General features: G+C 37.1%; 22 protein-coding genes and 1 other annotated feature. Of the genes, 14 read left to right on the top strand and 8 right to left on the bottom strand.

Annotation, left to right across the window (positions count from 1 at the left end; genetic code table 11):
- Positions 1 to 23 precede the first annotated feature (23 nt).
- Positions 24 to 905, bottom strand: a complete 882-nt coding sequence (locus MHB83_RS04555; protein ID WP_342496685.1) for an ABC transporter ATP-binding protein — start codon at positions 903 to 905, stop codon at positions 24 to 26.
- A complete protein-coding gene (locus MHB83_RS04550; RefSeq protein WP_003215033.1) occupies positions 906 to 1,592 on the bottom strand; it encodes an ABC transporter permease subunit in 687 nt (228 codons plus the stop codon).
- Positions 1,593 to 1,784: 192 nt separating this feature from the next.
- Positions 1,785 to 2,055 (top strand) — a binding site (T-box leader).
- 110 nt (positions 2,056 to 2,165) lie between these two features.
- On the opposite strand from MHB83_RS04550, the gene MHB83_RS04545 reads away from it, so the two are divergent.
- From MHB83_RS04545 to MHB83_RS04500, 10 genes are all read left to right on the top strand, one after another.
- Positions 2,166 to 3,026 (top strand): S-adenosyl-l-methionine hydroxide adenosyltransferase family protein, encoded by an 861-nt coding sequence (locus MHB83_RS04545; RefSeq protein ID WP_137054112.1) that lies wholly within the window; start codon positions 2,166 to 2,168, stop codon positions 3,024 to 3,026.
- A 14-nt stretch (positions 3,027 to 3,040) separates the two neighbouring features.
- Positions 3,041 to 3,598, top strand: a complete 558-nt coding sequence (locus MHB83_RS04540) for an ECF-type riboflavin transporter substrate-binding protein (RefSeq protein WP_041508071.1) — start codon at positions 3,041 to 3,043, stop codon at positions 3,596 to 3,598.
- Positions 3,599 to 3,617: 19 nt separating this feature from the next.
- Entirely contained in the window at positions 3,618 to 5,333 is a 1,716-nt protein-coding gene (locus tag MHB83_RS04535; protein ID WP_310026471.1) for an ABC transporter ATP-binding protein, read from the top strand.
- Entirely contained in the window at positions 5,324 to 6,154 is an 831-nt protein-coding gene (locus MHB83_RS04530; RefSeq protein WP_310026468.1) for an energy-coupling factor transporter transmembrane component T, read from the top strand. Before MHB83_RS04535 ends, MHB83_RS04530 begins: the two co-directional genes overlap by 10 nt.
- Before the next feature lie 161 nt (positions 6,155 to 6,315).
- On the top strand, positions 6,316 to 6,486 hold the full coding sequence (locus MHB83_RS04525) for a CxxH/CxxC protein (RefSeq protein WP_008360116.1): 171 nt from the start codon (positions 6,316 to 6,318) through the stop codon (positions 6,484 to 6,486).
- An 80-nt stretch (positions 6,487 to 6,566) separates the two neighbouring features.
- Positions 6,567 to 7,046, top strand: coding sequence for a 23S rRNA (pseudouridine(1915)-N(3))-methyltransferase RlmH (gene rlmH / locus MHB83_RS04520; RefSeq protein ID WP_342496684.1), 480 nt, complete (start codon positions 6,567 to 6,569; stop codon positions 7,044 to 7,046).
- 135 nt (positions 7,047 to 7,181) lie between these two features.
- Positions 7,182 to 8,384, top strand: a complete 1,203-nt coding sequence (locus tag MHB83_RS04515; RefSeq protein ID WP_342496683.1) for an FRG domain-containing protein — start codon at positions 7,182 to 7,184, stop codon at positions 8,382 to 8,384.
- Between the two features lie 13 nt (positions 8,385 to 8,397).
- Positions 8,398 to 9,570, top strand: coding sequence for a DUF262 domain-containing protein (locus MHB83_RS04510; protein ID WP_342496682.1), 1,173 nt, complete (start codon positions 8,398 to 8,400; stop codon positions 9,568 to 9,570).
- Positions 9,571 to 9,908: 338 nt separating this feature from the next.
- On the top strand, positions 9,909 to 10,373 hold the full coding sequence (locus tag MHB83_RS04505) for a hypothetical protein (protein WP_342496681.1): 465 nt from the start codon (positions 9,909 to 9,911) through the stop codon (positions 10,371 to 10,373).
- A gap of 140 nt (positions 10,374 to 10,513) precedes the next feature.
- A complete protein-coding gene (locus tag MHB83_RS04500) occupies positions 10,514 to 11,188 on the top strand; it encodes a 3'-5' exonuclease (protein ID WP_342496680.1) in 675 nt (224 codons plus the stop codon).
- A 108-nt stretch (positions 11,189 to 11,296) separates the two neighbouring features.
- Here the strand turns inward: MHB83_RS04500 and MHB83_RS04495 are convergent, their stop codons facing one another.
- Entirely contained in the window at positions 11,297 to 11,455 is a 159-nt protein-coding gene (locus tag MHB83_RS04495; RefSeq protein WP_034620347.1) for a hypothetical protein, read from the bottom strand.
- A gap of 51 nt (positions 11,456 to 11,506) precedes the next feature.
- Positions 11,507 to 12,052 (bottom strand): Pathogenicity island protein, encoded by a 546-nt coding sequence (locus MHB83_RS04490; RefSeq protein ID WP_342496679.1) that lies wholly within the window; start codon positions 12,050 to 12,052, stop codon positions 11,507 to 11,509.
- A gap of 547 nt (positions 12,053 to 12,599) precedes the next feature.
- Here MHB83_RS04490 and MHB83_RS04485 point away from each other — a divergent pair.
- Positions 12,600 to 14,429: a hypothetical protein gene (locus tag MHB83_RS04485; RefSeq protein ID WP_342496678.1), complete on the top strand. Its 1,830-nt coding sequence runs from the start codon at positions 12,600 to 12,602 to the stop codon at positions 14,427 to 14,429.
- Positions 14,430 to 14,488: 59 nt separating this feature from the next.
- Positions 14,489 to 15,337: an MBL fold metallo-hydrolase gene (locus MHB83_RS04480; RefSeq protein WP_310026455.1), complete on the top strand. Its 849-nt coding sequence runs from the start codon at positions 14,489 to 14,491 to the stop codon at positions 15,335 to 15,337.
- A 63-nt stretch (positions 15,338 to 15,400) separates the two neighbouring features.
- Here MHB83_RS04480 and MHB83_RS04475 read toward each other — a convergent pair whose 3' ends face one another.
- Both MHB83_RS04475 and MHB83_RS04470 read right to left on the bottom strand, forming a co-directional pair.
- On the bottom strand, positions 15,401 to 15,643 hold the full coding sequence (locus MHB83_RS04475; RefSeq protein ID WP_335356268.1) for a hypothetical protein: 243 nt from the start codon (positions 15,641 to 15,643) through the stop codon (positions 15,401 to 15,403).
- A 14-nt stretch (positions 15,644 to 15,657) separates the two neighbouring features.
- Complete coding sequence (locus MHB83_RS04470; RefSeq protein ID WP_170965958.1) at positions 15,658 to 15,834, bottom strand: hypothetical protein; 177 nt, start codon at positions 15,832 to 15,834, stop codon at positions 15,658 to 15,660.
- Between the two features lie 149 nt (positions 15,835 to 15,983).
- On the opposite strand from MHB83_RS04470, the gene MHB83_RS04465 reads away from it, so the two are divergent.
- A complete protein-coding gene (locus tag MHB83_RS04465) occupies positions 15,984 to 16,490 on the top strand; it encodes an LURP-one-related family protein (protein WP_335356269.1) in 507 nt (168 codons plus the stop codon).
- Between the two features lie 88 nt (positions 16,491 to 16,578).
- Here the strand turns inward: MHB83_RS04465 and MHB83_RS04460 are convergent, their stop codons facing one another.
- Both MHB83_RS04460 and MHB83_RS04455 read right to left on the bottom strand, forming a co-directional pair.
- Complete coding sequence (locus MHB83_RS04460; protein ID WP_335356270.1) at positions 16,579 to 16,884, bottom strand: nucleotide pyrophosphohydrolase; 306 nt, start codon at positions 16,882 to 16,884, stop codon at positions 16,579 to 16,581.
- A complete protein-coding gene (locus tag MHB83_RS04455) occupies positions 16,877 to 18,523 on the bottom strand; it encodes a DUF2075 domain-containing protein (protein ID WP_335356271.1) in 1,647 nt (548 codons plus the stop codon). The genes MHB83_RS04460 and MHB83_RS04455 overlap by 8 nt, the downstream gene beginning before the upstream one ends.
- A gap of 141 nt (positions 18,524 to 18,664) precedes the next feature.
- Here MHB83_RS04455 and MHB83_RS04450 point away from each other — a divergent pair, with 141 nt between their 5' ends.
- On the top strand, positions 18,665 to 19,537 hold the full coding sequence (locus tag MHB83_RS04450; protein ID WP_335356272.1) for a LysR family transcriptional regulator: 873 nt from the start codon (positions 18,665 to 18,667) through the stop codon (positions 19,535 to 19,537).
- The last annotated feature ends 20 nt before the right edge of the window (positions 19,538 to 19,557 follow it).

Raw genomic sequence — 19,557 nt, 5'->3', positions numbered from 1 at the left:
TGCGGATCGCATGCGGTGCTTTTTTATGAGGAACTCATGGCATCCTGAGCCGTAACTCTGTATAAATCAACTTTGCATTTCACGAAAGCGCGGATGATCGATGGGACTTGGGCTTCTGAACGAATCAACAATGAGGTCTCGTCATCACTGATCACAAGATCTGTTCCAACAGTTTGTAAGTACTGCGTGAGAACAGGCTTCACCTCATCATCAATCCACGCATGCTTGAAGGTTGCACGTATGTTTGAGGATGTGATGGTTTTCTCTTGAGGATGTGTATGGGGGGACACTAATTTTCCTTCAGAAATAAAAGCAGTTTTTGTACAAATACTATTTGTGAACCTTGGGTGGTCAGCCGTTAATAAGACGGTTTTCCCTTCATGTTTTAACGTGTCAATGACCTGCTGGATGTGCAAGATTGAATCTGCGTCAATATCAGCAAAAGGCTCGTCGAGTAAAATAAATTCGGGGCGATGGGCGATAGCCTGCGCCATGCCGAGCCGTTTCTTCATACCAGGTGTGAACGAACCGACCTTTTCCTGATGATAGCGATCTAAGCCGACAAATTCGAGCAGTTCTTCATAATCACTCGTTTTCTGGCGCGTCCCGGTGATTTTTGATAAGTAGGCAATATGTTCAAGTGCCGTAAGCCCTTCATATAAATCCGTATATTCAGGCAGAACACCGATATGCTGCCTCACCTTTTTTAATGAAGGCATATCCATCATCGTGAACGTCCCAGAGGTTTGCCGGGAAATTCCCGTAATGATATTGAAAAACGTCGTCTTACCAGAACCCTTCTGTCCAATGAGTCCGAAAATATCACCTTGATTGACATCAAGGGTAATGTGATCTATCGCGACTTTTGTCCGATATTTTTTTGTGAGTTCTTTTGTATGTAGCATTTAGACATCCCTCCTTTGAAATAGGAGTGCTGTTCCAATGAGTAAGATAACGGTCAATGCTGTATTCAAGAGTATATAGGTCAGCGGCTCACTCAAGCGCACATAATAATAAGGCGTCATATATTGGAACCAATGAATCAATCGTTCTGAAGAAAGAACAGATATCATACTGACGATTGGGAAAAGAAAGGAAAACAACATCCCAACAAACATTGATTTCTGTGGGGTTGGAAAGAGCATGGACAAAAATAAAGCACATGAGATACCGACACTGATAAAGGTTAAGATTTTTAACGCATCAGAGAACAGGAAACGATGTGAAATCACCATATTCAGTACGTATGTCGTCATGATACAGCTAAGCCAAAACAGCATCAGTCCAAGATATTTCCCGATAATAATGTTCAAACGAGTGGTTTTACTGACGAGAAAACGAATGGTTTTCAAATGAATTTCTCGGCTTAAAATATCGTGAGACAATAAGAAAATAAGGAAGAAACCAAATAACGACATCACCAGTTCATTCCCAATGGAATAAGGATCCTTTGCCTCCCATTTGTCCTGATGAGCAGCAATAAACGGTAGAGTTGAAACAAAAGTAGATAAAATGAAAATAATAACAATTGTTAAAATGGATTTTGTGCTTTTGAAGAGCTGCTTAAACTCATTCATACAGATGGTCCACACACGCTGTACCTCCCTTCATCTTTATTATACCGCTAGAAAGGAAAGACACCATATCTTGCTCTTTAACATTTGTTTAAATTTTATAAAAAGAAGACTCTTTCAACACCAGTTGACTCATTTTTGAAAATGTTCAGAAAAATATCTTGATTTATCAAAAAACATCATGTATGATAGCTTTAATTCAAGATAGTTAAACAGGCAATGACGAGAGAAAGTACAATCATCAATTTTTCCACAGAGAGCTTCGGCAGCTGAAAAGAAGCAAAAATAATGATTCGAAAAATGGTCTCTGAGCCTCGTGCTGAACATATCTATGATATTAGTAGGACACGACGAGAGTTGGTACTCGTTATCAAAACCACAGTATATGAGCCAGATTGGAGCTTTGTACTTGTAGAGGCTGTTTAGCGCGAGCAAACAGTAAATAAAGGTGGTACCACGAGACAAATACCTCGTCCTTATGATTCAAAGATAAGGATGGGGTATTTTTTATTGTCCACTTTTTTCATACAAATGTTCAAATGTTCCACGTGAAACACCACATCCATTTTTTCAAATGAAAGGGAGATTGACATGAGTGAACATGCATTGGTTTTACAATCAGATTTCGGTATTGATGATGGAGCAGTCAGCGCTATGTACGGAGTGGCAAATACGGTCAGCAGCAGCATCCGCCTTTTTGATCTAACACACAATATTCCGCAGTATGACATTTGGGAGGCATCTTACCGCCTGCTCCAAACCGTCACATACTGGCCGGAAGAGACGGTATTCGTATCCGTCGTTGACCCAGGCGTAGGGTCAGAAAGAAAGAGTCTTGTCGTCAAAACCACAAGCTCGCACTACATCATTACCCCAGATAACGGGACACTCACGCACGTCGCGCAGGATATTGGCATAGCGGAAGCCCGTTATTTAGATGAAACCATTAACCGGCTGCCGAAGTCGGGAAAATCACATACATTCCACGGGAGAGATATTTACGCGTATACAGGGGCGAGAATCGCTTCAGGTGTGATTTCTTTTGAAGAGGTTGGGCCAAAGGCGGATATTGATGATATTATTCACCTTCCAGTCGTACAGGCTTATGCGAAAGAAGAGGTCATCACAGGAACGATTGATATTTTAGATGTGAGGTTCGGAAACCTTTGGACAAACATTCATCATACGCTATTTGAGCAGCTTTCAATCAATTATGGGGATGCAATAGAAGTTACCATTGCCAACGGGCCAAAAAATGTGTATAAAAATATCATGACCTATGGACGATCTTTTGCCGATTTAAAGGTAGGCGAACCACTCGTATATGTCAATTCACTCGATCATTTAGGCGTGGCGATCAATCAAGGGTCATTTGCAAAGGCTTATAACATCGGAACAGGCACAGGCTGGCGCCTTTCGATTCGCAAAGCTCCGCGCATTATATACGAATAAGAGGAGGATACATCATGGCAGGTAAACAACTTTCAACGAAAACTGTCGTTGCCATCGGAATTGGCGCAGCCGTCTTTGTGATTTTAGGACGCTTCGTCTCCATTCCAACTGGGATTCCGAATACACAAATTGAGACATCGTATGCATTCCTTGCATTAATGGCCGTGCTATTTGGTCCTGTTGCAGGCGCACTGATTGGGTTTATTGGTCATCTTATTAAAGATGCCACCACATTTGGCCCTTGGTGGAGCTGGATTATCGTTTCAGGTGTTGTTGGGTTATTGATTGGCTTGATTTCGAACCGTTTAAAAGTAGAAGAGGGCGACTTTGGCTGGAAAAAAATCACGCTCTTCAATGCCGTACAAGCAGGCGCACAGGCATTGGGCTGGTTTGTCATTGCCCCGGTACTCGACATTGTGATCTATGCAGAACCTGCGAACAAAGTATTTGTTCAAGGCATCGTGGCGGGAATCTCAAACATCATCACAGTCGGTGTACTAGGAACCATCATCATTGCAGCTTATGCAAAAACGAGAAGCAAAAGCGGCAGTCTATCGAAAGAAACATCATGAAGCAAGGTGGAACACATAAATGAAGAAACCGATGATTCAATTCGAACATTTCGGATTCCAATATCGCAGTCAGGCAGAGCCGACATTGAAAGATATCAACCTGACCATCTATGAAGGCGAAAAAGTCCTCATCGCAGGCCCGTCTGGATCGGGAAAAAGCACACTAGCCCATTGCATCAATGGGCTAGTTCCTGCGTCTTATAAAGGTTCTATGGAAGGAAGTCTTCACATCGGCGGGAAAAATGCAGAAAAAGAAAACATTTTCTCTCTTTCACAGCTCGTCGGAACGGTGCTGCAGGACCCTGATGGACAATTTATCGGGCTGACCGTTGGAGAAGATATCGCGTTTACACTTGAAAATGATCAAGTCACACGCGAAGAAATGAAAACACGTGTCGAGGAAGCAGCAAGATTAACAGAGGTAGACGGCAAGCTGGCATCGTCCGTGCATGAGCTCTCAGGCGGTCAAAAACAACGTGTCGCCATCGCAGGCGTACTTGTCAACGATGTCGACATTTTGCTGTTTGACGAACCACTTGCAAGCCTTGACCCCGCAACAGGTAAAGAAGTGATCGATCTCATTGATCGACTACAAAAACAAACGAAAAAAACCGTCGTGATGGTCGAGCACCGATTAGAGGACGTCCTCTTCCGCCATGTGGACCGCATCATCGTCGTCAATGACGGCACGATAGCAGCGGATATGACACCAGATGAATTGCTTGCCTCAAATGTATTAGAAGCGGCGTATTTACGTGAGCCTTTATATGTAAAAGCTATGAAATATGCAGGCATTCCGGTTGCACCGGGAGATCAGATCGCTGATTTACAGCGTCTCACCTTAGACGACGAGGCAAAAGAGAAAATCGAGCAATGGATGGAAGCATCTGAGCCGTCAGTAGAGCAGATTGCAGCACAGGATTTACTAGAAGTGCGCGAGCTGAGCTTTGACTATCCAACAAGACCAAATACGCTGAGCAACATCTCTTTTACCGTCAAAAAAGGAGAAATGATCAGCATCGCAGGAGCCAATGGCGCAGGCAAGACGACATTATCTAAGGTGCTCTGTGCATTTGAAAAGCCAACGAAAGGGTCAATTCTTTTAAATGGCGATGACATCACAGGAGATACGATCAAACAGCGCTCCGAACGAATCGGCGTCGTCATGCAAAACCCAAATCAAATGATTTCAAAACAAATGATCTTTGATGAGGTGGCACTCGGTCTCGTTTTAAGAGGGGTAAAGGAAGACGAGATCAAGGAACGGGTGGAGCGGGTCCTGAAAGTGTGCGGACTGTATCCATTTCGGAATTGGCCGGTCTCAGCCCTCAGCTTTGGACAGAAAAAACGTGTCACCATCGCGTCTATTCTTGTTTTAGAGCCAGAAATCCTTATCCTAGACGAACCAACCGCAGGACAGGACTTTAAACATTACACAGAGATGATGACGTTTTTAGAGCAATTAAATCAGCAGGGCGTCACGATTTTGATGATCACCCATGATATGCATTTGATGCTTGAATATACGACAAGAACTATTGTCATTTCTGATGGAGAAAAAATCGCAGATGATACACCTGCTAAAGTGCTGACAGATCAGCTGCTTGTCCAAAAGGCGAGCTTAAAGGAAACGTCGCTGTATGAACTGGCACTGAAAGCAGACTGGCCAAATCCAAATGAGCTCGTGGATCGCTTCATTGAGGTGGACAGAAAGGAGCGAATGACATGGCTGTAGACATGCTGTCCTATATCGACCGCCCGTCGCCGATTCATCGGCTGACAGGGGCAACCAAACTCATTTGCTTTATCCTCTGGTCATCCGCAGCGATGCTCACGTATGATACAGGTGTATTAGTGTTTATGCTAGTTGCCAGTATCGTGTTCTTTCAGCTATCAAACGTGCGATTTCGTGATATCTCCTTCGTGGTGATTGTCCTGGCGATTTTCCTTGTCATCAACAACATCGCCATTTATATCTTTGCGCCGCAGCAAGGTGTCGCCATCTACGGAGCAAAGCACGAGCTATTTCACATTGCAGGCTGGTACAACGTCACACTTGAACAGCTTTTCTATCAGTTGAACATTACACTGAAATACGTGACCGTAATGCCAGCAGCGCTTTTGTTTATCGTGACAACAAATCCAAGTGAATTCGCCTCATCGCTCAGCCGAATCGGGGTTAGCTACCGAATTTCTTATGCTGTAGCGATTGCTCTGCGCTATATTCCAGATATTCAGCGTGATTTTCGAACGATTGCAATTTCTCAGCAAGCAAGAGGCATTGATTTATCGAAGAATGAAAAACTGGGAAAACGGATTAAAAATGCGCTGTCGATTGTGATGCCGCTGATATTTTCTAGCCTAGAGCGAATTGAAACGATCAGCAATGCGATGGAGCTGCGTGGGTTTGGAAAGCATAAAAAACGCACATGGTTTACGGCGAAAGATTTTCAAAAAGCAGATTATGTGGCGTTATTGTTTGTTGGCGTGGTGCTTCTCGTGTCGCTTGTGATTACATTTGTTAGAGGAACGAGATTTTATAATCCATTTTTATAGGAAGAAGCCTTCACAGGAGTGGAGGCTTTTTTATTTGGTTTGTGGATAAAAGGTGTGGAAAATGGTAAAAGACTATTAACATGTGAATAAATCGGTTATATTGAACAATGAACGAAACACTTGTGAATAACGAGACAACATATTGGAGGAATTAGAAACTTATGAACAAATCACTTTATGCTTGTGCAGAACATATAGAAACCGTACTAGACATGTACATAGATGATCACGAAACGCCGCCAGAATTCAGAAAAATCGAACATACACACAGTTTATCCACAACCTGTGAATTGTGCGATGAACCTGCAATATATATAGTGGGGAACGAATGATCGGACACAAAATACACAAATTTTATCCACAATTGTTGATAACTTATATGAATAACTTGTTCTTAAGGTGGGGATGACCTGTGAATATATCAATTATCACAGTAGGAAAATTAAAAGAGAAATATTTAAAGCAAGGCATAGCCGAATACACAAAACGATTACAGGCCTATGCGAAACTCGAGATCATTGAGCTCGCAGACGAAAAAGCACCCGAACACCTCAGCGAGCAAGACATGAAAATCATCAAAGACAAAGAAGGCGAACGCATCCTAAGCAAAATCAACCCAGACGCCCACGTCATCGCCCTCGCCATCGAAGGAAAAATGAAAACTTCCGAAGAATTAGCCGATACAATAGATAAGCTGGCAACATACGGAAAAAGCAAAGTATGTTTCGTCATAGGCGGATCCCTTGGCCTAAGCGACGCCGTCATACAGCGCGCAAATGAGAAACTGTCGTTTTCGAAAATGACGTTCCCGCATCAGTTGATGAGGTTGGTGTTGGTGGAGCAGGTTTATCGGGCGTTTCGGATTGTTCGGGGGGAGCCTTATCATAAGTAGGTGGGGTTTTTCAGTTTCTAAGTAAACAAAAGATAAGTCTGTTTACTTTTTTTTATATTAAATAGATAATGAATATATTGGTAAAACATTACTAAAAGGTATTATAGAGTCCGTAATTGAATAGGGGGAATCAATATGATTCTTAAAGAAATAATAGAAGAAGTTAATAAGGATATTGATATTCAGGATATAGACTTAGAAAAGACAGAATTTAAACAGTTCAAAGACATGTTTATTAGAGAAAAAATAAAATATAAAGAAATCTCTAATATAAGCGATCAGGAAATAGAGGATTTTCTAAAAGAAGAATTTCCCCATCCAGATAACCATAGTAAATGGTTCGATGTGATTAAGTTAATCAAATTAGATTTTTCTGTAGACATTATTGACCATAGTAATGAAAAAGAGCAAATTGTACAAGATGAATTAAAAATAAAGAAAGTATTCTCTAAATTGATTGAGCCTGATTCAATTACATTTCAGGATAGGAAGGTTATTATCGAATATGTATATGAAGGTGATAGCAAACTAAAGAATGAAATGGAAAAAATTGAATTATGGGAAAAGGAACACGTTATAGAAACTGTATCAAAAAAAAATAATATTCCACCAGAGAACTGTGTATTAATTAACAGTGTTTCTTCATACATAGATTTCATTACATCTTTCGAAAATTTAAATTACGTCTCGAGAGGACAAAAAGATTGTAGCTATACTTTATTACCCTCATTGCATAGAATGCATAAAGATAGTTTCAAAAGTCATTCTTCAAAGTATGAATCTTTTTTTAAACAAAAAGTTGCATTTTATGATAATACAATTGAAAAAAAAGATGAAGAAGAGATTCGGGCTTATGCACAACATTTTGGGTTACCTACCAATTACCTAGATTTCACAGAGGCACATCTCATTTCTTTATTATTTGCGGTAGAAGAGTTTGATTACTTAGAAAACCATTCAATAGTATATTTCATTGATGCACTTTCCTATAATAGAGAAGTAATTAAAGATGATATTAAATTGGTTGATTTCTCAGATAAAGAATTAAAGTCTACTAAAGAGAGAACATACTCAGATAAGTCTTATTTTATAAGGGTGGGGAACTCTAATGAAAGAATACATTTTCAAAAAGGGTGCTTTTTGAAGGTGGAGCCTAATGATTCATTAGATTCCATGTTAAACAACTATACTAAAGTTGCAATAATAGATAAAGAATCTAAGCAAAAGATATTATCTGAATTATTTAATTTAGGTATTACTTTTGAGAATATCTATCCTGATAAGGATAATATGGTAAAGACTATTAAGTTTATAAAACTTTTAAATGATGAAGATTAGGTAGGTGTATTTTATGAAAATTAATTCAAGAATTGAGTATCAAAGACCCTTAATCTCTGTTCAAGATTTAGTTAATTTTATAGATAAAGGTGAAAAATATATAAAAAACGGTTTTGATAATCTAACAGATGAGGAACAAATGGAAGTATTGCATGGAATAGTTTTAAGTCCTGATTATCAAAGAGAATATAGATCTTCTCCGACTGAAGAGGCTTCAATAATTGAATCTATAATATTAGGAATACCAATTCCTGAAATATTTTTAGTGAGAACTAGTAATAGAGGAATACAACTAAGGCATGTAATGGATGGCCAACATCGACTTACTGCTATTTATAGGTATGTTAAAGACAAATTCCCATTGAAGCACTTAGAAATACTAGGAGATAAAGAGGATTTTACCAACTGTAGGTTTTCCGAACTTTCTAGGGAAAACAAGATAAAAATCTTAGGTAGTCACTTATCAATATTGGAATTCTACCCTTTTGAAGATGACAAAATAGAAATTGAATTATTTAAGAGATATAACAGAAATACTAAACCACTAGAAAAACATGAAATTGCTATGGCAACATATTATTCAAGTACAAGTCAGTTTATTACTAACTTTTTGAATAAACATATGGATAACAAAGAGAAAGATATTTCAAGTGATAGAATAATCAAAATATATAATGTTACAAAAGATAGAAAAGATAAGCAAAAAAACCACCAAGAACTTTGTATCTTGTTGAGTATATTAACAGATGGACCAGACTTGTCTGCTAAAGATGGGGTTGAAATTGCAACTAACTTTTTACAAGGTAAAGCAGCCCAGTTTAAAAATAATGAAAATGAGAATCTAGAGGTATTAAAACAGAAATTTGAGGAATTTAATTTGTTGATGCTTAAAATCTCAGAAAAAGTAGAATATCCATTCTCGAGCAGTATATATAAACTTACTGAAAAGCGTATGTCTAAATACCATGTAGGTATATCAATGGTCCTAGCTACAATATCTTACTATTTTGATATTAATATTGAAAGTCCAGTATTAATAGACGAAATACAACAAATAATTAAAGCAAGCCCGTTAGGTGATGTGGAGTACAATGCCTCTAGTACAAATACAAAAAATTTGGTCAATTATTTATTTGAAAAGAATGATATAAGAAAATGGGATTTTGAATCCTTGAAGCTAAAATGAAATGAAAACCTCATATAGATCTATCTCGTTGAGCCTTATCATAAGTAGGTAGATTTTTTTGACATATAAAAGTAAAAGGGTAGGTAATAGCAAATTAATGCTATTACCTACCCTTTTTTTATTCTAATTGTTTTTAACTTTTTAACATTTAATTCATATAAACAGCAAATTTATTATGAAAAAACTACAAAAACATCTTCGTATAATACATTTGGATTATGAATTTTAAGCTTATTTTAATATAAATATAGACATATAGCGCCGATATAATGCGGGTGAATGAAATCTAGTGTTTATTTTATGGAGGTATTTGGATTTAAAAAGGAAATTTTATTATTTTGGCCCCGTTTTCAGAGGCAAAAGAAACATTCAATATTGAAGGACAAAAAGATTTCCAAGTAATGAGTTTTGAAAATTTGGGGTCACAAGACAATATAGAAAGAGATGAAAACGATAACGATGAAATTGTTGAGGATTTAACCGAAGAAGAAATTATTAATGAAATGGCAGAACAGCTTAAATTTTTATATACAAAAGCTGCTACTGTAAATAAACAAGGTGAAATAATAAAAGTGGATATTGACAAAGTAGAAGCAGAATACGGTTCACCTGAGCCAAATAATCAAGAAGCAATGATAGCTAGTGATTTTCTGACATCCGATCATAAAAAAACACTAAATTTAAATAATATACAAATATTAAATTTTCATCACTGGATTAAAAAAGATCATGGTATTTCAGAACTTGAAATAGATGATTACATTGAAAAAATAGAAAATGATGCTTTAACTCCTGTAAAGTAAGATGCCATTTTAATTGATGAAGGGCAGGACTTTGAAGGGAGCTGGCTGCATCTCATCAGCTTATGCTTAGATCAAGAGATGCAATCTTTACTTTTAGTAGAAGATAGAGCGCAAGATATTATCGGAAAAGTAGAAGCTATGTGAAAGATACGGGCCTTGATTTTAGAGGTAGATCTAGAATCTTAAATATAAATTATCGTAATACGTCACAAATTGTGGATTTTGGATGGAAATTTTACGATAGCCATAGAGCTTTAGATCTTAAATTAAAACAAGAACAGGCAGAGACAATCGAAATCATCCCTCCAAAAAAGACGAAACGTAAAGGGCCAGAGGTAGAGCTTTTAAGATGTAATACCTTTAAAGAAGAAATAGAGGAGATTACTAAACAAATAGTGGATCAACATAATGAAAAGAACATACCTTACTCTGAAATGGCTATTTTATATCGTATAAAGGGATATAATAACCATTATATATCAGCGATTCAATCTGAATTTCAAACAAAGAATATTCCTTACAATTGGATAACTGAAAATGGTGCAACCAAACATAAGTTCAATCCAGAGGAAGAGACAGTCAAAATTTGTTCTCTCGATAGTAGTAAAGGTCTTGACTTCCACTCAGTTTTTATTGTGAAAGCTGATCTAATGCCATTAAAGTATGAAGAGGATCAAGAAAAAGAAGTGTCTTTAATGTATATAGGAATGACTCGTGCTAAAGAGTATTTATCAATATCTTATTCAGGTGTTTCATCGTTTACTAAGTATTTTGAAGATGTAAAGGATAAAGAGCCGATATTAGACTATAAATAAAATTCGAAGCTTATTAAGAGATTTTTGTTTATTGAAGTGGTGTGTCTAGGAGTTTTTAAATATGAGGAGATGAATTTATTCATCTCCTCTAGCACATCCCATAAGTTCCTATTGTTTCTCTTTTACCAGCTTAATAATAAGAAAGAAAAGAATGAATAAGATAAAATAATTCATTGGATTTTTAAATATGCTCATCTCTAGTGAAATCTGTAATAGAATCCAGAGAAAAAAAATGATTAGTATAGATGGAATGATGATTTTATACACCATGATCACCTTCCCTTTAGGATAAAAAGAGAGTACCCTTTTTGCAATTCATTAAAAACAAGATGCAGCAGCTCCTGTCATTGCTCCGCCTACAGTACCAGTGATTGCACCAACTGCACCAGCGCCTACAGTTCCGATACCAGGTATCGTGACAGTTCCTACAGCAGCGCCAGCAAGACCAAGTGTACCACCTCCGGTTACTGCCCCACCACTAGTACCTAGAATACATTTTCCAACAGATTGAGTACTGATTTTTCCGCTCGTTTTTTCACTCACAACTTTAATTAAAATTCCATTTTTAATTTTTTCATAATGCAAATTAACAGGATGATCGTTTTTATCGGTCGATGTTTTAGGAAGAACTTGTTTTTCATCCGTTATTTGATCTTCCAATATCGCATTTCCTTTAGAATCGATATGAACATCAGCATGATCGAACGTCATCTTTAATTCACTATCATTAAGGTTTTCCACTTTATATGTGGCTTGTGACTTTGTGGCATTTGCATCTTTAGGTGAAACTGGTAGAGCCACGGCACTCAACATAAATAGAGAGGCTACCAATTTGATTAACGTGCTTTTTAATTTAATATTCATCACTTATCATCCTCCTTTGGATGCCATACTAACATAGCTATACACGCTGTTAAATGATGAAAAGATAAAATAAGTAAATAATAATGTTTTAAATGAAATTTAATGATGACTTTTTTCTTATTTTTTAAGTTGTATCTGTATTTTTATATTTAGAGGTTTCGATCTGATAAATCAGTTGTGATTACTTTTATCGTAGCACAAATAGTAAGCGCTGCTTTGGCATTTAAAGATGTCGCCAGTAAAAACTTAAAATAAAAATATTAACCTATTCAGGGTTCAAAAATCTTTAAATAGATATTTAAGCGATTCTTGAATTGATAATTGATTGGTAGTATGTCAATGAGTTATATCATAAATTAAAAGCTTATTTTTATTCAGAATAATAACTAGGAAAGGTAAGGGAAATTTATTTTTTATAAGTTTATTATTTAAAGATTTTCTTTATTAAATATCGTATTATATAAAATGAAAGCAAATATTAAAAACATAGTAATAATAACATTCACTGATCATAATCTTAGCCATAAATTACTTTAAGGAGAATTCCATGAGTTTTAAAGCTGACTTTAAACATGAAATACGTAACGTAATAAAAGATGTAGAAAAAGAAATAAATAAAACATGGAAAATTGAATATAAAGGGCATTCTATAGAAATTACAAACCAAATAAAAGAAGAGCAACTAATCATTGATGGTGTGACAGTTGATAAAAAACAACGAAAAAGTTTATTGACTCATATGATCCCTTATTCAAAATTGTCAGGGATATTGGAGCTTCAAGATGGTACAAAACACAAAGTGTCCGTTAAACTTGGTGGGTATGTACGATTTCGTTGTATGGTGAAGGTAGATCATGAAACGGTTTTAGATGAATCAATGAAGATAGACTTTCTCCCATGGGATCATAAAGAGAAAATCGTTCCCTTTATTCAACGACAAATTCAAGCACATCATAAAATAGTAGATGATCGTTTACCTGATGAAGATTATTTATTTGACGAAAATGAACCACGATTGGCTCCCGGTTTATCTGATTATTATGTAGATGAACGACCTGCTCCTTTTTATGTGAAGAAATTATTGAAGCTTTTTGAAAAACAACTAAATCATCCTACAAACGAAACTAGAAAGAAAACATATGAAAAAATCATTTCTAACAATATGGCGAGCCGCAGCAGTGAGTTAATTGAACGATTTCAGCAAACACAATGGGATGAGTCTCTTGTACAGCAAGAAGCGTTATGGCTTCTTGAACATGCAGCGCATCGGGAGGTTGTCAAATTTGCAGTCATGATACTGGGATGTACGAACTGCGAAAAATACAAAGAGCTTTTATTCACAATAGGTATGCATGAAGAATTTACTTCTTATGTCGCATTTGCATTGAAGAATGGCACAATTCAAGGAAACGAACATGTTTGGCGTCTTGCAAAGTCCGTCGATGGATGGGGGAAGATTTCGGCTGTTGAGCAATTGGAAGCCTCGACGCCAGAAATAAAACGATGGCTACTAACAAAGGGCTGCGAAAATACAATCATGAATGAATACTTAGGCTATACTTGTGCTCTTAATGGTGATCTGGAATCAGCTTTATCCGAAGATGAAATTTCCAAAGAATTATATGATGGAGCGAGTCTCATCATTCAAGCATTATTAGAAGATGAGGTTTCTATCTACGGAATCGATGAGTATCCAAATGCAAGCTCAGTTCTCTGCCGTTTTATTCACCATGCTCATAAGCACTGCCAAACAATTGAGGACTTTTATCCAATTTTGAAAATAAATGAGTTTTTAAATGATGATCAAGAGATTTGGGAAGACCGATTGAATGATTCATGGAAACAGGAAGAATATGAGGCTATCCAGGAAGCGGTTCAACCGTTTATCAATGACAGTAGATGGCCAAAGCTTGCAATTGATACGTTACAACAGTGTTTTAGCCCTCAAGCACTTAAAATCGCTCTCTTTTATCGTTTAGATGTGATTGAACATCTATTTGCTTTACTTGAGAAAGATCCGGCAAATAGTGAAATATACTTTGCTGTGATGGACACAAATCATCACCAGCATATTAGAGAGCTTTGCACATTTGCAGAAACACATTTATCGTTATTAAACCTCTCCGATGATGAAGTGGCTTGTCTACAATATATTGTGCAAGATTTATATGAACACGAAGGTGTAGGATTGTCATTGATTCAAGCTGCACTTAGATCAGATGATGGAAATTTACAGTATCATGCTTTAAGTGTATTAAAAGAATGGTCTCCTTCGTATTCTCAGCAAGCGGCCACAAGAGAATTGATTGAACATATTGCTGTGAAGACAAAGGATAAAGAAGATCGAAAGTTAGCCAAATACTTATTAAAGAAATAGGATTCGGTTTACCTTCGCACTACGAGAATAAAATCTGAATATTAGAAAGCAGGCACACCATGCACACAATCAAAAAAATAGGCCAAACCTTCTCCTACATCACACCAATATCACGAACCGACCGTCCCATCCTAGGCATGGTCGAAGGCAATAACAAAACATTAATGATCGATGCTGGTAACTCAAAAGATCATGCGAACTATTTCATCCAAAGAAATTTAAAGCATGAGAACGCCACGCCTGATATGGTTGTCCTCACGCATTGGCATTGGGATCATATTTTTGGACTGCCTGCGCTGCCTGATACGGTTTCAATTGCTTCTGCAAAAACCAGAAAGGAAATGGAGAAGCTTCTTCCGTTTTCTTGGTCAGATGAGGCGATTGATGAGCGGGTGAGGGAAGGAACGGAGATTGAGTTTTGCGCGAAGGCGATAAAAGAAGAATATAAGAATCATCGAGAAATTCAGGTGGTTTTACCGGAAGTCACGTTTGACCGTCGGATGGAAATTGATCTTGGCGGGGTCACGTGTATCGTGCAACATGTTGGGGGCGATCATGCCGCAGATTCAGTGATCGTGTATGTGAAAGAAGAGAAAATCCTGTTTCTTGCTGATTGCATTTATCCGAAAATGTATGCCGAAAAAGTACATTATACGATGAAGGAAACATTGCGTCTTTTAGATGAGTTAGAAGCTTTTGATGCAGATACGTATATTCCATCGCATCAAAGACCGTGGACAAAAGAGGAGTTTCGTCAGGAAGCGGACAAGCTTCGGATGATTGCGAAATACACTGATCTTTATGGTGGAGATCGGCAGAGAATCGTGAGTGAATATCAAGCACATTTGAACAGAGAACTGACAGAAGATGAAGTAGAAACCATTGCTTACTTTGTAAATGGTTATTAAATACTAACTAAATAAAAAAGTCTCATTTGAGTGATTTCCCTCAAACGAGACTTTTTTTAATTTCTACGGCAAACCTACAACATCTTCTGCATCACAAACTGTGACAGACATGTTTTTTGCATTAATCATAATGACACAATCCCAAGTCGGCTTCATTTGCAGTTCATTATTCTCATCAATACGGATAATTCCTTTAAATTCAACGGTCTGTTCTAGAAAAACCATTTTCTTTTCTGTATCATCTTTGACTGCTGTTAAATGTTCAGGGTAGTGAACTTTCCAGTCAAAAAAAGTAGTTTTTTTCATAAATCCTCCTGTTTTTACTCGTATAAATCTCCGAACACTTCTTCTGTTTGCCGGATTGTTAGAGTTTTGTTGGTTGGATCAATTGTAATGACACAATCCCAAGTAGGTTTGATTTGTAGCTCGTTGTTTTCATCTATCCAGATCACAGCGTTTAATTCAATGGTCCAATCAAAAAACGTGATTTTTTTCATGAGTTCCCCTCTCAATTTTGTTTATATTTCCATTATAACTTGCATGAGTTCTGACATGTTATTTGATCATTCTATTTTTTGGTATAATTAGATGTAATTAAAGAATGGATAAAAGACTGATAAATGTTTAAATTTAATCGGAGGTACGTATGAAGCAACTATATATGAAGCAGAAAGTATTTAGTCTGAGCGGCAGGTTTACGGTAAAGGATCAGCAGGAGAACGATGTGTATGTAGTCGAGGGCAGCTTTATGAAGGTGCCGAAGACGTTCACCATTCTGAATACAGAACGAGAAGAAATTGCTGTGATTACGAAGAAAATGTTTAGCTTTTTACCGAAGTTTTTAGTAGAAGTTGGTGGTCAAGAGGTATTGACGATCAAAAAAGAGTTTACGTTCTTTAAAGCAAAATATTCAATTGATGCTGCGGGTGCAGAAGTGCAGGGTAACTGGTGGGATATGAATTTCCAAGTGCTGCAAAACGGCGAAGTGATCGGCCAGGTGAAGAAGGAATGGTTTACATGGGGAGATAGTTATAAGGTCGATATTTTGAAAGAAGAGATGGAGCCTGTGATGATTGCACTCGTTGTTGCGATTGATTGTGTGAAGGCTGATGAAGCAGCGTCTAGGTCTTCGTCGTCGACAACGACAAATTAGATAAATATGTTCTTAAAGCATAATGAAATGAAGAAGAGTGGTAGGACATTACTCTTCTTCATTAATCAGTAGAACAAATCATGTTTCTTTACTTTTCAATGGGGTACTTCTCTGCATTTTTTATTAATTTTTCTTCAATTATTTCTTTCACATTTAGATGAAGATCTGAACAAAGCATAAGAGAATATATTAAGATATCTGCTATTTCCTCTTTGATATTTTTTTCGTTCGCCTCAAGAGCTTCTTCATTACTTTTCCATTGGAAGTCTTCGAGCAGTTCAGCTGCTTCTATCGAAATTGAGATGGCCAAGTCTTTTGGATTATGATATTGTCTCCAGTTTCGATCATCTCTAAATTGGTTAATCGAATGTATTAAATCTTTGATTTCAGTCATATTTGCCTCCCTCATTTATTTCTTGTAATTTCCTTCTCAATTTTTCATCTATTGCATAAATGTAAAGACCATGGATGCCTCTTTTCATCAGAACGTTAATTGAGTTTAGTATAATCTTTTCTTTTGCCTGTTTGATTTCCTCTGCTGACATGTCACTTCTTGATGTGAATGCACCTGTATCTTTATAATTTGACGTGTCAATAAGAAGTTCATCCTTTTCTTCATCATAGCTGATAGAAGGGCCAAGTATGACGCCGACATAATTTAAATCAAATCCTTGAACCGTATAGATTGAGCCCACTTCTCTAACTGAATCTGCATGTTCAGCCCATGTCCATTTATCATTTGTAAAATTCCAGGGCATATTGATACCGTCTTCATCTACGATATAGGCAGCTCCATCTTTTTTATGTAAAAAGTCAAAGGTAGATACAATGCGGGATAGGCCTACTTCATTATCTTTTTCTTGAATGGCAGTTTTAAATTGATGAGGATTCTCAAAAATTTTGAGTTCGAAAGATTCCTGTTTTTTAGGCAGAGTTAATAATCGTTTTGAGACAAACTGGTCAATCCATTTCAACGTATCAGTATCAGCATGCATACGCATCTGTTCTGTAAGTTTCACAGTCTTGGCATGGTATCTGTTTGTTATTTCCTCGAGTAATTTTTCATTCCAGTAGCTTTTAATTTTGAGTACCTGCTTTGGATCAAAAATGACAATGGTGATTTTACTTCGTTTGATAATCTCCTCTAGTTGGTTTTGGTAATGGAAGTTATTGTATTTATCATCTTTTGTTAATAAAAGGTGGGCTTCATCAATTAACACGATATCAGCCATATCACCTGACTTTGTCATCTGATTGATAAACGAGGTTGGTCTCATGATTTGTTTCTTCTTCAGATTTGGCAGACTCTTGGCGATGTTTTGATATGTTTTAAGCATCTCTGCATGATTTACAAGTAAATAATTGTTCTTTTTGTTTAAGACAGATTCCATATCATTTGATAAATCTTGAATTGTATTAAAGAGGGAACTCAGTAAAACACTTTTCCCAGTTCCTGCATCACCTTCTATCGAAATAACATGATGCCCTGACTGTTTGATATGCTCTTTACAAAAAGACAAAATTTCATTCTTAATTTCTACTTGTTGGGATGACAATTCCTTATAAGGAGAAAGCTTATAAATGTCTCTATTTCTTAATGTTTCAATTGAGTTAGTGACGATTTTTTCTTGTTGAAGCTGCTTCCACACCTCTTCAAAGACATCTTCATTGTAAAAGTCTTTCTGATAATAATGGTGCATCTCCCTCGATCGTGTTTGGCTAACATTTTTTAATTGAAAACGATTTTCTGCAATAAAGTAGTTTATGAGATTTGTCTCAATATTATAAGAGGCAGATTGATGAAAGCGTTCATGTCCGATCAGAATGGTTTTGGTTAGTTTATTCTTGTTCTGGTCTTTCAAATGATCTTTCAAACGTCTGCTAGCTTGAACTGACTGACCAATATAAGCAGATGGTTTCTTCTTTTCATCATAAAGAATATAGACAATAGGTTGATTATGAAATACGGTTGTTCGTAAAGAAAGAATTTGATCTGTCATAAAATCGCGTTTTTCAATAATAAGTTCACTCATTTAGCAAGCCCCTGTAGTCTTTTTGCCTATTATCGTATCATAAATTTAGCAAAATATCTCAGTGGTTATAGGTAAATATTGAATCTTGAGATAAATTAGACATGTTGAGTTATTTTTCGATTTACAATATGAAGATACGAGGTGACCAAACTGATCACATTCCAATACAAAGTATTTCTAACAGTCGTTGAATGCGGTAGTTTTACAAAAGCCGGGGAGAAGCTTGGACTAACGCAGTCTGGAGTCAGTCATAATATTGCGAAGCTTGAGTCAGAGTTAGGGGTTGTGCTGCTTCGGCGGAATCGAAACGGGCTGGCGTTAACGGACGCAGGTGAGCGGGTGATGCCGCATATTCGGCAAATCATTCATCATGCGTCATTGCTTGAACAGGAGGCGGCGTTGATTCAAGGGATGGAAGTGGGGAGTATCAAGATCGGAACGTTCTCTAGTTTTTCTTCAAAAATGCTTCCGCAGCTGATTCACCGTTTTACCAAAGTGTATCCCAATATCCAAGTAGAGTTATATGAAGGTGGTTATGAGGAGATTGAGGATAGGATTGCGTCTGGTACGGTTGATGTTGGTTTTTTAACGCAGCCATCGAGAGAATTCGAAACCGTTCCGCTTTTTCAAGATGAATTGGTGGTGCTCATGCAAGAGGAGCATCGCTTCAATACGAAGAAAGTGATAGAAGTTGACTCGTTACATGATGAATCATTCATTATGCCAAAAGCGGGCTGTGATCTGCTCATTAAGAAATTATTAAAAGAAAGAGGCGTGAAGCCTCAAGTTTTGTTTGAAATTGGAGACAACAATACGCTCATTTCTATGGTTCAAGAAGGGCTCGGAGTGACCATCATTCCGACATTAATTTTGCCGCCGCAGATGTCTCATACGAAAGTGATTCCACTTGAGACAAGCGTCTATCGTGAGATCAACTTGGCGTTCAAATCATTCAAAGCAGCATCCCCATCGGCCAAAAGATGGATCGAAGTGGTCAAAGATCATTTCAAGTAAAATCAGCTTGAACGAAATGC

Origin of the sequence: Bacillus sp. FSL K6-3149 (assembly GCF_038630515.1) — a bacterium.
Taxonomy (GTDB): domain Bacteria; phylum Bacillota; class Bacilli; order Bacillales; family Bacillaceae; genus Bacillus; species Bacillus pumilus.
Note: the sequence above shows the minus strand (reverse complement) of the source record. Positions and strands in the feature narration are given on the sequence as shown.

Coding starts and splice junctions, on each gene's coding strand:
- MHB83_RS04530 (WP_310026468.1), top strand. CDS start 5,324: ATGGCTGTAGACATGCTGTCCTATATCGACCGCCCGTCGCCGATTCAT.
- MHB83_RS04475 (WP_335356268.1), bottom strand. CDS start 15,643: ATGAAAAAAACTACTTTTTTTGACTGGAAAGTTCACTACCCTGAACAT.
- MHB83_RS04460 (WP_335356270.1), bottom strand. CDS start 16,884: ATGACTGAAATCAAAGATTTAATACATTCGATTAACCAATTTAGAGAT.
- MHB83_RS04490 (WP_342496679.1), bottom strand. CDS start 12,052: ATGAATATTAAATTAAAAAGCACGTTAATCAAATTGGTAGCCTCTCTA.
- MHB83_RS04535 (WP_310026471.1), top strand. CDS start 3,618: ATGAAGAAACCGATGATTCAATTCGAACATTTCGGATTCCAATATCGC.
- MHB83_RS04455 (WP_335356271.1), bottom strand. CDS start 18,523: ATGAGTGAACTTATTATTGAAAAACGCGATTTTATGACAGATCAAATT.
- MHB83_RS04515 (WP_342496683.1), top strand. CDS start 7,182: ATGATTCTTAAAGAAATAATAGAAGAAGTTAATAAGGATATTGATATT.
- MHB83_RS04545 (WP_137054112.1), top strand. CDS start 2,166: ATGAGTGAACATGCATTGGTTTTACAATCAGATTTCGGTATTGATGAT.
- MHB83_RS04485 (WP_342496678.1), top strand. CDS start 12,600: ATGAGTTTTAAAGCTGACTTTAAACATGAAATACGTAACGTAATAAAA.
- MHB83_RS04465 (WP_335356269.1), top strand. CDS start 15,984: ATGAAGCAACTATATATGAAGCAGAAAGTATTTAGTCTGAGCGGCAGG.
- MHB83_RS04480 (WP_310026455.1), top strand. CDS start 14,489: ATGCACACAATCAAAAAAATAGGCCAAACCTTCTCCTACATCACACCA.
- MHB83_RS04555 (WP_342496685.1), bottom strand. CDS start 905: ATGCTACATACAAAAGAACTCACAAAAAAATATCGGACAAAAGTCGCG.
- MHB83_RS04540 (WP_041508071.1), top strand. CDS start 3,041: ATGGCAGGTAAACAACTTTCAACGAAAACTGTCGTTGCCATCGGAATT.
- MHB83_RS04525 (WP_008360116.1), top strand. CDS start 6,316: ATGAACAAATCACTTTATGCTTGTGCAGAACATATAGAAACCGTACTA.
- MHB83_RS04510 (WP_342496682.1), top strand. CDS start 8,398: ATGAAAATTAATTCAAGAATTGAGTATCAAAGACCCTTAATCTCTGTT.
- MHB83_RS04470 (WP_170965958.1), bottom strand. CDS start 15,834: ATGAAAAAAATCACGTTTTTTGATTGGACCATTGAATTAAACGCTGTG.